Consider the following 14114-nt stretch of genomic DNA (forward strand, 5'->3'; position numbering starts at 1 on the left):
CGGGCCTCGGCGGACGACCGGGTCTCACCAGGAGTGACGCCGGGAGCCGCCGCACGTCGGGCCGCAGGTGGTCCGATGTAGACGATCGGGCGACCCGTTCACGCGGGTCGGCCGGTGGAGCCGCCGTGTAACTTTCCACCGTGCACAGCGAACGCGACGGGTCCCCGGTCACCGACAGTGCCGACCCGGTGACCGAGACCCAGGAGAGCGGGCAACCCGAGGACTGGCCCGCCGTGGTTGACCGGGCCTACCGGTTGATCCTCGGCCGGCCCGGCGACCCGGACGGGGTGGCCCACTTCGTGACGGCCCTCGGTTCCGGCGGGGCGACCGTCGCGGACGTGTGCGCGAGCCTCGCGTCCTCGGCGGAGTTCGCCCAGCGCCTCGAACCGGACCCCGAACCCGAGCCGGACGCCGAGCAGGACGCCCCGGAGGCCGGGGACGACGAGGTCGCCGAGCCCGACCCCGACCTGATCGACGTGGCCGAGATGATCGCCAACGTCACGTTGGAGGAGCTCTCCGAGCGCGCCGAGGGCTACTTCCGCGCGGTGGCGGAGCCCGACGTCCTGCTGACCAAGCCGTTCCGCGAGGTGGGCGACGCGGCCGACCTGCTGACGACGTTCGGCCAGGTGCTGCGCGGCCTGCGCCCGTACCCCGGGATGCGGGTGCTCGACTTCGGGGCCGGGACGTGCTGGACCAGCCGCTACCTGACCCGCCTCGGGTGCCGGGTGGTGGCGCTGGACGTCTCGCCCACCGCGCTCGACCTCGGCCGGCGGCTGTTCGCCGAGCAGCCCGTGCCGGGCGCGCACCACGAGCCGGAGTTCCTGGTCTTCGACGGTCGGCGGATCGACCTGCCCGACGCCAGCGTGGACCGGATCCTGTCCTTCGACGCCTTCCACCACGTGCCCAACCCGGCCGAGGTGCTCCAGGAGATGGCCCGGGTCCTGCGCCCCGGCGGCATCGCCGCGTTCGCCGAGCCGGGCGACCGGCACTCGATCCAGCCGCAGTCGCAGTACGAGATGCGGCACTACGGCGTCATCGAGAACGACGTCGTGATCGAGGACGTCTGGGAGTGGGCGCGCGACGCCGGGTTCGTCGACCTGCGCCTGTGCCCGGTCGACACCGCGCCGAGCTGGGTCGACATCCCCACCTTCCGGGCCGTGGTCGCGGGCGGGGAGGAGGGCGACCACTTCGTGGCGCTGACCCGCGCGGCGATCGACGGCCGCCGGATGTTCGTGCTCCGGGTGGCGGGCGAGCAGGCCCCGGACAGCCGCGAGCAGCAGGGCCTGACCGCCGGCCTGGCCGTGGACGACGTGGCGCTCACCGCGGCCGGCGACACCACCGTGCTGACCGGCACCTGCCGGATCCGCAACACGGGCAGCCGGGTCTGGCTGCCGGCCGCCACCGGCTTCGGCGGGGTCAGCCTGGGCGTCCGCCTGCGCCAGGCCGACCTCACCACCCGCGACCTGGAGCGGCTCGCCCTGTCCGACAGCCCGATCGAGCCCGGCGAGGAGGTCGCGCTCCCGGTGCGGGTGGAGATCCCGACCGGGCCCGAACGCCCGGTGTCGGTGGAGTTCGACCTGGTGAGCGAGCGGGTCTGCTGGTTCAGCCTCAACGGCTCCCCCGTCGTCCGACTCCCCCTCACCCCCTGACCGGCCTCGGTGGCGCGACGTCCGACAGCGGCCGGGACCGTCTGGAGGCGGTCATCATCGACACTCGCGACGACCTCGGCGCGCTATCCCCCGCCGCCCTCGTCCTGCACGGCGGAACGTGAGGGCGCACGCCAGCGACCACCGCTCCTGGTGGACCCGGATCGCGGCGGTGGGAAGTCCCGATCTGTCTGCCGTGGACAGTGCGCAGACCGATCCGGACGGTCCCCGCCTTCGCTCTCCTGAGCGACCCGGCGGCGGCCACCGCCCTACGACCGGCCGTCGGACGGCGGGCTGGTCCGATCGGCGGACGGTCGGCCACACCGCCCGAATCCTTGGCACCACAGGCCGAATCGGCGCGATCACCGCCGCCCCGGTCGATGTGCTAGCTTCCGAGGAATGCGCGGAAGTGTGACGCTCGGTCGTGTAACGGTCGCGTTCGGCAAGGTAGTCGCGGCGTTCGTCTCCTTAGTGGCGTTTTCCCTCGTCGCCACCACCACCGTCGCCCACGCGGACGTCTCCGCGACCGGCGGCAGGCCGCCGACCAGACCGGGCTGCGAGTGCGCGACCCCGTCGATCGACCGGTTGCAGCAGTGGCTCGCTTCCGGCGAGGGCACGACGGTGCCGGCCACCGGCAGCCTGCTCGTGCGCCGGGGCAACGGTTACGCGGCCAAGGTGGCGTTCCTCAAGGCCGAGTGGCACGTGGTGGTCGTGTGGCTGGGCAACAAGTTCGAGGCGCAGGCCGATCTCTCCGGTTCGTCCGGTTTCTGGATGACCTACAGCGCGACCGACGACCTCTACGTCCAACTGCGACCGGCCTCGCAGTGGAGCGGCGGCGACAAGTGGCTCACGCTGGTGCCGTCCACCGGCGGGAAGCTGGTGCGGAAGTTCTTCCCGCTCACCCCCGACAAGTGGACCTGGCTGCCCGAACTGGGCAAGCCGGCGCACTCGTTCGCCTCCGCGCTGAGCGAGGCGCGCGGCCTGGTCTTCGTCGGCAAGACCGCCAACAAGATCGAGTTCCGCGAGCTGAAGATCGACGGCTACCGGCCGCCGTGCGTGTGAGCAAGCCCCCCGTCCGTCCACAGTAGACCCGACAGGCCCGCGTGCGCGCGGGCCTGTCGCGTCGACGGGGGTCGGCGCCCGTCAGCCTGGGGGGGCGGCGCCCGTCAGCCCTGGGCTGATCCGCCCACAGCAGAGATACCGGCGGACTCCGGCACCGGGGCGGCATCGTCTGGGGCATGACGACCACCGAGAGGCAGCCGCTGTTCGACCACCGGCTCCGCGAGCGATTCCTCAGTCAGCGGGTGCTGGTCCTCGACGGCGGGCTGGACGACGACAACGGGACCGTGCTCGCCACGCAGCTGCTCTCGCTCGCCGCGGACGATCCCGACAAGGACATCGCGCTGTGGATCCACTCGCCGGGCGGATCGGTCCCCGCGATGCTGGCCATCCGCGACGTGATGCGGCTCGTGCCGTGCGACGTGGCCACGCTCGCGCTCGGGCTGGCGTGCAGCGCCGGGCAGTTCCTGCTGTCCGCCGGCACCCCGGGCAAGCGCTTCGCCCTCCCGCACGCCCGCATCCTGATGCACCAGGGGTCGGCGGGCATCGGCGGGTCCGCGGTCGAGGTGGAGGTGCAGGCCGACGACCTGCGGTACACCCGGGACACCGTGCTCTCGCTCATCGCGCAGGACACCGGCCAGCCCATCGAGCAGATCTTCACCGACTCCCTGCACGACCGCTGGTTCACCACCGAGCAGGCCCGCGAGTACGGCTTCATCGACCACGTGGTCGAAGAGCTCGGCCAGGTCGTGCCGGTGCGCAGGCACGAACTCGGACTCGGACTCGGCAAGACGACGGGAGCACTCGCGTGAGCACCTACACCATCCCAAACGTGATCACCCGCGGCGTCGGCGGCGAGCGGATCATGGACGTCTACTCGCACCTGCTCTCGGAGCGGATCGTCTACCTCGGGACCGCGATCGACTCCGGCGTGGCCAACGCGCTGATCGCCCAACTGCTGTACCTGGAGGCGGACAACCCCGAGCGGGAGATCAACCTCTACATCAACTGCGAGGGCGGCGACCCGTCCGCGATGCTCGCGCTGTACGACACCATGCGCTACATCAAGGCACCGATGGTCACGACGTGCATCGGCCAGGCGGTCGCGGCCGGCGCGGTGCTGCTGGCGGCGGGCCGGGCCGGGCAGCGGTTCGTGCTGCCGCACACCAGGGTCGTGCTGCACCAGCCCGCGGCGCAGGGCCGGGGCACCATCCCGGACCTCATCCTGCAGGCCGACGAGGTCGTGCGGGTGCGCACCCAGCTGGAGGAGATCCTCTCCGCGCACACCGGGCACGAGGTCGCGCAACTGCGGCACGACACCGACCGCGACCGCGTGTTCGACGCGGCGGGCGCGGTCCGCTACGGCCTCGCGGACCACGTGCTGGAACACCGCACCTGAGGGCGTGGCCTCAGGCCGCCAGGAGCACCGGGCCCGCGGGACGGCGACCGACCGCGGGGCCCGCGATGCGGCGCTGCCGGATGCCGCCGGTGATGCCGACCAGCAACCCGGCCAGGTCGAGACCGAGCGCACCGGCCACCGCGGCGATCATCTCGCTCGACGGTTCCTTGAGCCCGCGCTCGATCTCGGACAGGTACTGCGGCGAGATCCCGGCCCGCTCGGCGACGTCGACCAGCCGCCCGCCCTGCTCCTCCCGAGTGGACCGCAGGCTCCGCCCGAGCACCTCGCGCCACAACGGCTCGGGCCTGGCCCCGGACTCGCGCCCCGAGGAGGCCGCACGGCTCCGGTGAAAGGGAAGGATCTCCGCCATGCGGTCATCCTGACACCCGCCCACCGCCGGCGAACCCCCGTTCCGCTCGCAGCGGAACACCCACCCGCCCACCACTCCGGTCGCCAGGCACCGGTTCCGCTCGCAGCGAACGCCGGCCGGTGCCACGACGAACCGGCGGCGGGGCGGGGGTGTCAGCCGGCGGCGACGCGGCGGTGGATCGCGGTGACCGCGTCACGGGCGGACAGGAAAGCGCCATTCTGCCAGGAGATCCAGTGGCTGAGCCAGTCGCCGGCGAAGTAGACCCGGCCGGCGGGCCGGGTCAGCAGCCGGTACTCGGGCAAGTCGGGGGAGGCCCACTCGACCCACCCGCCTTCGCTGAACGGCGTCCGCTTCCACCCCACCGAGAACGACGCCCGCACGTCGCGCCGGAACACGTCGCCGTAGATCTTCGCGCCCTGGTCGAGCGTCCGCCGGAGCCGGTCGTTGCGGGTGATCCCGCCGTAGAGCCGCAGGTCCTGCTCCCACCAGCGGCGACCGTACTCGATCCCGAGCTTGCCAACCGGGTACGGCACCGGGGTGACCGGCGCGGCGGTGACCTCCCGGCCGAGGTGCGGGATCCGGGCCAGCAGGTGCAGGGGCAGCGCGGCGACGCAGAAGTCACCGCGACCCACCCGGAGCACGCCGTGCCGGTCCCGGTAGCCGACCTCCACCCCGTCCTCCCGGTTGGTGATCGACCGGACCTCGCACCGGTACCGGATCCGGCCCGGCCCGGCCGCCGATGCTGCCGAAGGACTCCAGGAACGCGAGCAGGCGGTCCTTGTCCTCGGGCGACAGCTCGCCGTCCAGCGCGCCCCGGTCGGTGGGCTTGGCCGGCAGCTCCGAGAGGTAGCCGAAGGTGTCGGCCTTGGCCGCGCGCATCGTGGTGGCACGCGGGTCGACCGCGTCGTGGTAGAGGTGCGCGTCGGCGTTCTGGTCGGCGAAGGGCTCGATGGGGATCCCCAGCTCCCGGCAGTAGTCCAGGGTGATCATGGACTGGGCGATCCGCGCCGCCCCGGCGTTGAAGTACTCCCCCGAGGAGAACCCGGCGGTCTAAACGTGCCCGTCCAGGTCGCGCTCGCGGTCGCCGCCCCGCACGGTCCGCACCCGCCCGAGTGGTCCCGCGCCTCCAGGGCCACGCACTCGTACCCGGCCTAGCCCAACTCGTACGCCGTGGTCAACCCGGCGACCCCCGCACCGAGCACGACGACCCGCCGGCCGCGCGCGGCCGGATCCAGGTCGCCCGACCTCGGCGGCACGTACGGCGCGGCGGAGGCTTCGGGCGCCAACCCCAGCGCGCCCATCGTGTGGAACATCGGGCCCGCGCCGCCCGTCAAACCGACGGCCTCCAGGAAACGCCGGCGTGTCACAGCTGACCTCTGCACTCCCCCAGTCGACTACCCGCGTGTCGCCACGATCCGACCACCACACGCGGGCCGTCGTCCAGGGCTGGAAACGGTCGCTCAACGTCACATCACCACGAATATTCCTATAGCAGAGGGTTTTCTAGTCCTTTGTGGATGGAATGCCGCTGCTGGGACGCACGGGCCGGCACCCGGAAGGCACCCGCTGCCGATCTGTGCCGCCAACGGCCCGTTCCAGGTCGGCACGGCGTTGCGCGGTCGGATCTGTCAGGTCGGTGCCCTCGGGTCACGGGGTGGGGAGGTCGACCGCGCACCGCGGCGCGCTCCCCCATCCTCACCTGGGACCTCTGCCTGGGGGAACCGGTCACGAGGGCGGTGCCCGGTGAATGAGGGCAGGCACGATCGACCATCCGGTGGAGTACCGCCCCGGGCACTGCCGCTACCGTCTGGTGCGGCCGCCGCCGAGCACTCGTCCAGAGAGGTTCGTCATGCTGACCATGGCAGCGGCAACGCTCTTGGTCCTATCAACGGTGGTTCCCGCCGGCAGTGCCGACGATCCCGACGTGCCCGACACCCCGGGGCGGGTCGAGGTGGTGGCCGTCAACGGATCGGGTTGTCCCTCGGGCACGGCCGAGGCATCCGAGCACGGCGGGACCTTCAGCGTCACCTACGACGCCTTCGTCGCCCGCGCCGGCGGCGGCGCGGATCCGGTCGACGCCCGGAAGAACTGCCACCTCGGCATCCGGGCCGACCTGCCGCCGGGCTACACCTACGGCCTGGCCCGGACGTCCTACACGGGCTACGCCCACCTCGAAGCGGGAGCGACCGCGCTCAACCAGATCAGCTTCTACTTCCAGGGCTCGACCGCGAGCACCACGCTGGGCTTCCCCTACCGCGGCCCGATGTCAGAGCAGTGGCGGTCGGTCTACCGGCCGGCGGAGGGCGAGATCGACTACTCCCCCTGCGGTGACGCCCGGATCCTCAACATCAACGCGGAACTGCGGGTGGACCCCGGCAGCAGCAACCCGTCCCTGCGCAGCTACATCCGGGCGGAGTCCAGCCAGGGCTCGATCCGGGCGAGGCACGAGTTCGTCGTCAAACCCTGCTGATCGGCGAGGATTCCGGACAACCGGACCGCAACCCGGCAGCAAGATCCACAGAGGACCACCGGTCACGGCACCCCGGTGCCACGGGTGACCAGGCCCGGACCTCCGAAGCGGAGGTCCGGGCCTGGTCACGCCCGGCCGTGCCGGCACGGTCCGGGGCCGGGGTCGGGTGGAATCGCTTCGTCGCTCCGACGCCCGTCCGGCGGGTTCCCGCCCTAGGGTGGGAGGATGGGGATTGCCTGGAGCAGAACGGTTCTGGCCGACGAGCGGCGGCTGTCCGCCGCGGAGCTGGCGCGGCGGGTGGCCGCGCCCGGGTTCGGCGAGGTGACGACCGAGCACGTGGTGTCGTGCCGGTGGTCGGCGGAACGGGAGTGGCACGACGCCGAGGTGCTGCCCTACCAACCGGTTCCGATGGACCCGGCGATGGCGGGCCTGCACTACGGGCAGGTCGTGTTCGAGGGGCTCAAGGCGTACCGGCAGCCGGACGGGGCGGTGGCCGCGTTCCGGGCGGTCGAGCACGCCGAGCGGTTCCGGCGGTCGGCGGCCCGGCTGGCGATGCCCGAACCGCCGGTGGAGCTGTTCCTGGAGTCCTTGGCCGAACTCGTGGCCGCGGATCGGCGCTGGGTGCCCGCCGACGACAGCCAGAGCCTCTACCTGCGGCCGGTCCTGTACGGCACGGACGCGTCGCTGGCGTTGCGGCCCGCCGCCGGCTACCGGCTGCTGGTGCTGGCCCTGGTGGTCGAGAACTTCTTCGGCACCGACGCGCCGCCGGTGTCGGTGTGGGCGGGCAGCCGGTACGCGCGGGCCTCGGTCGGCGGGACCGGCGAGGCCAAGTGCGCGGGCAACTACGCCGGCGCGTTCGCCGCCCAGGTGGAGGCCGCCGAGCACGGCTGCCGGCAGGTGGTGTGGCTCGACGCCGCCGAACACCGGTGGGTCGAGGAGATGGGCGCGATGAACATCTTCTTCTGCTACGGCGACCGTCTGGTGACGCCGCCGCTGTCGGGCACGCTGCTGCCCGGCATCACCCGCGCGTCGGTGCTCGCGCTCGCCGCCGACCTCGGGCTGACCGTCGAGGAGAGGCGGGTGTCGCTGGCGGACTGGCGGGCCGACGCCACGTCCGGCGCGATGACCGAGGCGTTCGCCTGCGGCACCGCGGCCGTCGTGACGCCGATCGGGCGGGTGGTCGAGCGGGACGGCGGGTTCGCCGTGGGCACCGGGCCGGTGGCGGGCCGACTGCTGGCCGCGCTGACCGACGTGCAGCGCGGCCGAGTCGAGGACGTGCGGGGCTGGCGGTACCGGCTCGCCGAGTGACCGGATGACCCGGTCACCGGGTGGCCGCGCGGTCAGCTCGCCGAGGCGACCGCGCGGCCCCGGTAGACCTCGAACCGCTCGCGGATCTCCGCGGCCCGGCCCTCCGCCTCGTCCAGCCGCATCGTGCGGCACTCGTAGCCCAGCTCCGCGGTCAGCACCGCCATGGACGACGGTTCGAAGTGGGTGGTGCCGTCGGCGTCGATGGCGTCGATGCCGTCGTGCACCTGCCCGCTGAGGTTGACCGCGACGGCCTCCTCCAGCGACACGCTGTCCGGCAGCGCCGTCCGGATGCGTCCGCCCTCGATCGCGACCGGGTAGCCGCCCACCAGCCCGCCCGGTCCGGGCGCGTGCACCAGGGCGTCGCGGCGGTCGGCCAGCGGGACCAGCACGCTGAGCGCGGACGCGGCGGTCATCGCCTGGCCCGGCATCCCGCCGGTCCGCCGGTACTCCAGCGGCAGGCGCTTGAGCAGCGACGCGGTGTCCACCCGGTCGGTGAGGTCCTGCCCGCCGTGGCCGATGGTCAGCGCCATCCCGGCCCGGCCCGGGTCGCCCGCGCGGGAGAGCCGGTGCGACACGTAGTGGTGGGCCACCAGCCGCACGTCGACCTCGGGCACCGGCACGCCCAGCAGGTCGGCGGCGGCGACGCGGATGCCGGGCACGTTGTTGGCCACGTTGCCGATGCCGACGTCCGGCGACAGGCCGACCGAGGTAAGGATCGGGTGCACGGCGTCCGGGTAGGCCGCGTTGACCACGACCGCGCTCGTGCCGGACCGCCGGACCGCCTGCATCGCCTTGTGCACGGGCACCAGGTGCATCGGCAGCCACGGCCCGTAGTTGGCCGCGCGCAGCCGCTGGAACGACTCCCCCGGCAACGTCGTGATCACCCACCAGGACTGGAAGCTCGCCGCCAGGAACAGCACGTCCGGGTCGAACGCCGCGATGCACTCGGCGGTGCGGTCGATGTCGTTCAGGTCGGTCGTGGCGTGGTCCACCGTCGGGTGGTAGCCGCGTTGCAGCGCGCTGAACCGGCTGAGGTTCGCCGCGCGCAGCGTCGGGTCCTCCTCCCGGCCGACCAGCCGCACGTGCCGGTCGCCCGGTCCGTGCGCGAGCTCGTGGAACACCCGGCGACCGAGGTCGCCCGCACCCAGCACCATCACCTTGCTCATGAGCTTCTCCCCCCGTGCACCAGACCCGGCAGCGCGTGCATGGACGAGAACGTCGGCACGCCCGCCCGGTGCGGCGCTCGCACCGGAACCACGTTGAACTGCAACACCTTCATGCCGGCCGCCAGGGCGGCGTCCACCCCGACCAGGCTGTCCTCCACCACCAGGCACCGGTCGGCGGGCACGCCCTGGTCGCGGGCCGCCCACCGGAACAGCCCGGGGTCGGGCTTCCACGCGCCCGCCTCGTAGGCCGAGTACAGCCGGCCGTCGAAGTGGTCGATGATCCCGCAGTCCGAGAGCCGCTCCTTGATCAGCTCCAGCGGGCTGTTGGACGCCACGCACATCGGCACGTCGACCCGCGCCAGGGCTTCGCGCACCCCGGGCACCGGCTCCAGCGTGGAGCCGATCAGCTCGCGGCACTTGGCCCGCACGATCGGCACCGCGTCCGGCGGCGGCGGGCGGTGCGCCAGCCCCTCCAGCAGGTCGATGCACTCCTGCACCTTCTTGCCGGAGAACAACTCCTGCGCCTCGTGGTGCTCCAGGTGCACGCCCATCAGCGTGCCGAGGTAGGCCAGTGCGCCGTCCTCGGCGTCCTGGGTGTCGACCAGGACCCCGTCCAGGTCCAGGATCAGGAGGTCCACACCGTGCTCACCGGTAGTCAATCCAGTCCACCTCCTCGATCGCGGCGATCGTCTCCGCCAGTTGGTCGTGGTCGTCCACGCGGCCCAGCACCGACGCCGCGTGGCTGCGGGTGCCCATCCGCCAGTCGACCGACGCGCCGGGCGCGGTCAGCACCGCGATCCGCTCGACGTTCGGGGTGCGCCGCAGCCGGGCGACACCGCGCAGGGAACGCACTTCGGTCGCCCACAGCGGCGGGATGACGACGTAGTGGAACGCGATCGGCCCGTCGTAGCGCGGGGCCAGGTCGAAGTCCACGCCGACCGCCGAGCGCACGGCCACCGCCGCCGGGTCCGAGGTGGACGAGCGGATCGCGAGGTCGTCGACCCACGCGCCGAGCCGCCCGTTGACCTCGATGACCCGGGGCCCGGCCGCGGTGAGCTTGATCTCCACGTCCGCCATGCCCCGCCGGATGCCCAGCGCCCGCACCGCGCGGCACGCCAGGTCCTCGACCTCGCGGACCTCCTCGGGCGGCACGACGGACCGCCCGCCGTAGCCGCCGCGCTCCCGGAACGGCTCGGCCAGGGCGAACTTGCTCGTCACGAACACCGGCCGCACCTGCTCGCCGGTCGCCACGCAGTCCACGGCGATGTAGTCCGCCCACGGCCCGTCGGTCGGCCGACCGACGAGGACTTCCTCCAGCAGCACCGATTCCTCCGTGGCCAGCGCCTCGGCGGCCCACTGCCGGCACTCCTCCAACGTGTGCACGACGGTCGTGTTGCGGCTGCCCGCGCCCAGCACGGGTTTGATGATCGCGGGCACGCCGACGTGCGCCACGGCCTCGTCCACCTGGTCGACCGAGGTCAGCGTCCGGAACCGGATCGCCTCCAGGCCGGCTTGCGCGAACCGGGCGCGCTGCCGGTCCTTGCGGGTGATGGCGTCGATGTCGGCCGCCGCGTGGTAGGGCAGGTCCAGCGCTTCGGCGAGGGCGACGGTGGGCGCGAGCTGGTGCTCGCTGAACGTCACGATCCCGTCCGGCCGGTGGGCCTTGAGGTCGGTGACCGCGTCGGCGGGCACGACCGCGCCGACCAGCTCCAGCGTGGGCCGCATGGCCCGGCCGTGGTCGGAGTCGGCGACCGCGAACACCACCTCGCAGTCGATCTCGGCGGCGGCCTCGGCGATCCGGGTCGGCGCGAGGCTGCCGGTGTCGTAGACCACGACGAGCTTCACCCGAGCACCTCCGCGAGCTTGGTGCGGTCGGTCTTGCCGTTGTCGTTGAGCGGCAGCGTGTCCAGGTGCCGGACCCGGTCGGGCACCATGTGGGCCGGCACCTGCGCGCGCAGCCACAGGTCGAGGTCGGGGCCGGGCAGCGGGGTGCCGGTGTACCCGGCCCACAGCCGGGTCTCGCCGGCCTCGGTGACCGCGACGACGCCGGCCGCGACGATGTCGGGGTGCCGGTACAGCGCGGCCTCGACCTCGCCCAGCTCGACCCGGTGGCCCATGATCTTCACCTGGTGGTCGAGCCGGCCCCGGTGCACCATCTCCGTGCCCTCCCAGCGGATCCGGTCGCCGGTGCGGTACCAGAGGTCGCGGGTCGGCGGGCTGGTGCCGTCGTGGGGGACGGCGACCGAGCCTTCCTCGTAGCGCACGAACCGGCCGGCGTTCTCCCTCGGGTCCAGGTAGCCGTCGAACCGCTGCGGCCCGCGCAGGCAGAGTTCGCCGTCCTGGGCCGGCCGGCCGTCCTCGCCGAGCACCACGCCCTCCGACATCGGGTACATCCGCCCGATGGGGACGGTCGCGCCGCGCGCCCAGGCGTCCCGGTCGGCGAAGGGCACCTCGTACTCGGTGCAGGTGATGGTCACCTCGGTCGGCCCGTACAGGTTGTGGAACCTGCTCCGGGGCGCAACCTCGTGCCACATGTCGGCGTCCTGCACGGTCACCGGTTCCGCGCCGAACAGGCTGTGCCGCAACGTGGTGGCCTGCCCGCGGGGCAGGTTGCCGACCTGCTCGGCGACCCTGATCACCGACGGCACCGAGAACCAGTGCGTCAACCGGTTGCGCACGATGAAGTCGACCGGCCGGTAGAGGTCTTCCTTGTCGGGCACCACGAGCGTGGCGCCCGCGCCCCACGTGACGAACATGTCGAACGTCGAGGCGTCGAAGGTCAGGCCGAACACCTGGGACAGCCGGGAGTCCTCGTCGACCTCGTAGCGGCCGATGTTGTAGCCGACGTACGGGGCGATGCCGCGCTGGAGGATCGGCACGCCCTTGGGCTGCCCGGTCGAGCCGGAGGTGAACAGCACGTAGGCTTCCAGCTCCGGATCGGCCGGCACGTCGGGCAGCGCGCCGTCGCCGGTGGCGTCCAACCCGATCACGGTGGGCCGGAACCTCTTGGGCAGCGCGGCGAACACGTCCGCGCCGGGGTCGACCAGCGCGATCGTCACGCCGGCGCGCTGGGCGATGTCGAGGTTGCGGTCCCGCGGGTACTCGGGGTTGAGCGGCAGCACGCCCGCGCCGACCCGCTGGATCGCCAGCCACCCCGCGTAGGCGGTGAACTTCTTGGTGGACACCAGGGCGATCCGGGTCGGCGTCGGCCCCGGCACCGCCGTGATGGCCTTGGCCAGCGCGAGCGCCCGCTCCTCCAGCTCCGCGTAGGTCCACCGCCGGGACCCGATCTCCAGCGCGGTCCGGTCGGGGAACTTCCGCGCCGCCGCGTCGAACCACTCGTAGAGCGTCACCGCTTCCCCCCGGGGTGTCGGCCGACCCAGGTGCGTTCGAGGTTCGCCACCAGGTCGGGGCTGTGCAGCAGGCGGGCCTGCTCCAAGGCGTACCAGGACATGTACTCGCGGAAGCGGCCTTCCGGCTCCTCGAAGCGGCGCAGCATCCGCCGGTTGGCCAGTACCGCCGGGTCGGCCAGCGCGTCGGCGGCGGCCGTGGTGCGGGCGGCCAGCTCCCCCGCGTCCACGACCTCGTCGCACAGCGCGGCGGCTTCCGGCGTGCCGGCGTCCACCCGCCGGTCGCGGAAGATCATCTGCCGGGCCAGCCGCGGCCCGGACGCGCCGGGCAGCCGCAGGTTCGCCGCGCCGGGGATGATCCCCTCGCGCAGCGCGGGCAGCGTGAAGTACGCGCCCCGCTCGGCGATCACGTGGTCGAAGACCAGCAGGAGCTGCGCGCCGCCGCCGATGGCGAACGAGTCCACCACCGCGATCCACGGCTTCTCCACCGGGTCGGTCAGCCAGTCGTCCCGGTCGGTGACCAGGCCGCGGACGATCTTGTTGATGTAGCCCAGCTCCCGGCTCAGGAAGAAGTCCAGCAGGGAGATCTCGCCCTGGTAGAGCCGGGTGAGGTTGATGCCCGCGCCGAACACCCGGCGGCCCCGGTAGCGCGGGTGCTCCATCGTGCCGCCGCGCAGCACGCCGACGGCGGTGGCGTCGTCGAGCAGCACCAGGTCGACCGCGATCTCCAGCGCGGCCACGACGATGTCGTCCTCCGCGTTGAGGAACGGCAGGTTCTTCAGGTCGATCTCGGACACGCCGGCCACCCGCCGCACGGTGACCACGCCGAGGTCGGCGAACCCGGTGGAGCGGAAGGCGGGCAGCGCCACCATCGCCTGCGGCGTCGGCCGGCGCATCGCCTCGGTGAGCAGGTCGCCCGCGGTCGCGTCGCGCAGCAGGCCCCAGAAGAAGATCCCGAGGTCGACCTCGCGGCCCTCCTTGTCCGCCTGGGGCAGCACGCGTTCCCGCTCCTGCTGCGCCTTGGTCGGCACCAGGCCCGGCCACAGCTCGGTGGCCTGGTCGACCAGGTCGTGCAGGCGCAGCGGGGCGCGACCGCCGTCGGTCAGCTCGCCGTGCACCCGCTCGGCGTGCTGCTCGATGAACCTCCGGCGCACCAGGCGCGCGGCGTTGGTCACGGTGTGCGCGGCGCGCCGCTGCTCCGGGTCGCGCTCCGCCTTGGGCGGCAGCGCGGCCAGTTCGTCCTCCATCCGGGACAGGAAGGCCGCTGCGGCCGTGCCGTCCCGGTCGAAGCCACGACCGAGCGCGGGCGTGTCGTCGATTAGCACTGTCGGATCCCCCATGTGCTC

15 protein-coding genes are annotated in these 14114 nt (G+C 73.0%); 6 read left to right on the forward strand and 9 right to left on the reverse strand.

The genetic code is table 11. The features are described 5' to 3' along the window. Positions 1 to 140: 140 nt before the first annotated feature. The 4 genes from BN6_RS42270 to BN6_RS23110 all read left to right on the forward strand — a co-directional run bounded on the left by BN6_RS42270 (position 141) and on the right by BN6_RS23110 (position 4104). Positions 141 to 1649, forward strand: a complete 1509-nt coding sequence (locus BN6_RS42270) for a methyltransferase domain-containing protein (protein ID WP_015102162.1) — start codon at positions 141 to 143, stop codon at positions 1647 to 1649. A 408-nt stretch (positions 1650 to 2057) separates the two neighbouring features. Continuing rightward, positions 2058 to 2708 (forward strand): hypothetical protein, encoded by a 651-nt coding sequence (locus BN6_RS23100; protein ID WP_015102163.1) that lies wholly within the window; start codon positions 2058 to 2060, stop codon positions 2706 to 2708. A gap of 176 nt (positions 2709 to 2884) precedes the next feature. Beyond that, positions 2885 to 3517 (forward strand): ClpP family protease, encoded by a 633-nt coding sequence (locus tag BN6_RS23105; RefSeq protein ID WP_015102164.1) that lies wholly within the window; start codon positions 2885 to 2887, stop codon positions 3515 to 3517. After that, positions 3514 to 4104 carry a ClpP family protease gene (locus tag BN6_RS23110; RefSeq protein WP_015102165.1) on the forward strand — a complete coding sequence of 197 codons (591 nt, stop codon included), beginning with the start codon at positions 3514 to 3516 and terminating at the stop codon, positions 4102 to 4104. Before BN6_RS23105 ends, BN6_RS23110 begins: the two co-directional genes overlap by 4 nt. A gap of 10 nt (positions 4105 to 4114) precedes the next feature. On the opposite strand, the gene BN6_RS23115 is transcribed toward BN6_RS23110, so the two are convergent. The 4 genes from BN6_RS23115 to BN6_RS49030 form a co-directional block, all read right to left on the reverse strand. Then, entirely contained in the window at positions 4115 to 4474 is a 360-nt protein-coding gene (locus BN6_RS23115; RefSeq protein ID WP_015102166.1) for a helix-turn-helix domain-containing protein, read from the reverse strand. A gap of 152 nt (positions 4475 to 4626) precedes the next feature. Then, positions 4627 to 5193, reverse strand: coding sequence for a flavin monoamine oxidase family protein (locus BN6_RS49020; protein WP_015102167.1), 567 nt, complete (start codon positions 5191 to 5193; stop codon positions 4627 to 4629). Next, a complete protein-coding gene (locus BN6_RS49025; RefSeq protein WP_015102168.1) occupies positions 5093 to 5464 on the reverse strand; it encodes a hypothetical protein in 372 nt (123 codons plus the stop codon). Before BN6_RS49025 ends, BN6_RS49020 begins: the two co-directional genes overlap by 101 nt. 161 nt (positions 5465 to 5625) lie before the next feature. Next, on the reverse strand, positions 5626 to 5841 hold the full coding sequence (locus tag BN6_RS49030) for a hypothetical protein (protein ID WP_051075692.1): 216 nt from the start codon (positions 5839 to 5841) through the stop codon (positions 5626 to 5628). Positions 5842 to 6398: 557 nt separating this feature from the next. Here BN6_RS49030 and BN6_RS23125 point away from each other — a divergent pair. Then, positions 6399 to 6944 (forward strand): DUF4360 domain-containing protein, encoded by a 546-nt coding sequence (locus BN6_RS23125; RefSeq protein ID WP_051075693.1) that lies wholly within the window; start codon positions 6399 to 6401, stop codon positions 6942 to 6944. 225 nt (positions 6945 to 7169) lie between these two features. Continuing rightward, positions 7170 to 8252 carry a branched-chain amino acid aminotransferase gene (locus BN6_RS23130; protein ID WP_015102170.1) on the forward strand — a complete coding sequence of 361 codons (1083 nt, stop codon included), beginning with the start codon at positions 7170 to 7172 and terminating at the stop codon, positions 8250 to 8252. A 32-nt stretch (positions 8253 to 8284) separates the two neighbouring features. Here BN6_RS23130 and BN6_RS23135 read toward each other — a convergent pair whose 3' ends face one another. The 5 genes from BN6_RS23135 to BN6_RS23155 are packed head-to-tail and all read right to left on the reverse strand — an operon-like array spanning position 8285 to position 14093. Then, positions 8285 to 9418 carry a hypothetical protein gene (locus BN6_RS23135; RefSeq protein WP_041313693.1) on the reverse strand — a complete coding sequence of 378 codons (1134 nt, stop codon included), beginning with the start codon at positions 9416 to 9418 and terminating at the stop codon, positions 8285 to 8287. Continuing rightward, complete coding sequence (locus BN6_RS23140; RefSeq protein WP_051075694.1) at positions 9415 to 10056, reverse strand: HAD family hydrolase; 642 nt, start codon at positions 10054 to 10056, stop codon at positions 9415 to 9417. The genes BN6_RS23135 and BN6_RS23140 overlap by 4 nt, the downstream gene beginning before the upstream one ends. A gap of 7 nt (positions 10057 to 10063) precedes the next feature. After that, complete coding sequence (locus tag BN6_RS23145) at positions 10064 to 11263, reverse strand: ATP-grasp domain-containing protein (RefSeq protein WP_051075695.1); 1200 nt, start codon at positions 11261 to 11263, stop codon at positions 10064 to 10066. Then, positions 11260 to 12771, reverse strand: coding sequence for an AMP-binding protein (locus BN6_RS23150; protein WP_041313695.1), 1512 nt, complete (start codon positions 12769 to 12771; stop codon positions 11260 to 11262). The genes BN6_RS23145 and BN6_RS23150 overlap by 4 nt, the downstream gene beginning before the upstream one ends. Next, positions 12768 to 14093 (reverse strand): enoyl-CoA hydratase/isomerase family protein, encoded by a 1326-nt coding sequence (locus BN6_RS23155; RefSeq protein ID WP_231904730.1) that lies wholly within the window; start codon positions 14091 to 14093, stop codon positions 12768 to 12770. The genes BN6_RS23150 and BN6_RS23155 overlap by 4 nt, the downstream gene beginning before the upstream one ends. Positions 14094 to 14114: the final 21 nt, after the last annotated feature.

Origin of the sequence: Saccharothrix espanaensis DSM 44229 (assembly GCF_000328705.1) — a bacterium.
GTDB lineage: Bacteria > Actinomycetota > Actinomycetes > Mycobacteriales > Pseudonocardiaceae > Actinosynnema > Actinosynnema espanaense.

Excerpts from the sequence above, each read along its gene's own strand:
- BN6_RS23105 (WP_015102164.1), top strand. The coding sequence starts at position 2,885 with ATGACGACCACCGAGAGGCAGCCGCTGTTCGACCACCGGCTCCGCGAG.
- BN6_RS49025 (WP_015102168.1), bottom strand. The coding sequence starts at position 5,464 with ATGATCACCCTGGACTACTGCCGGGAGCTGGGGATCCCCATCGAGCCC.
- BN6_RS23115 (WP_015102166.1), bottom strand. The coding sequence starts at position 4,474 with ATGGCGGAGATCCTTCCCTTTCACCGGAGCCGTGCGGCCTCCTCGGGG.
- BN6_RS23130 (WP_015102170.1), top strand. The coding sequence starts at position 7,170 with ATGGGGATTGCCTGGAGCAGAACGGTTCTGGCCGACGAGCGGCGGCTG.
- BN6_RS23135 (WP_041313693.1), bottom strand. The coding sequence starts at position 9,418 with ATGAGCAAGGTGATGGTGCTGGGTGCGGGCGACCTCGGTCGCCGGGTG.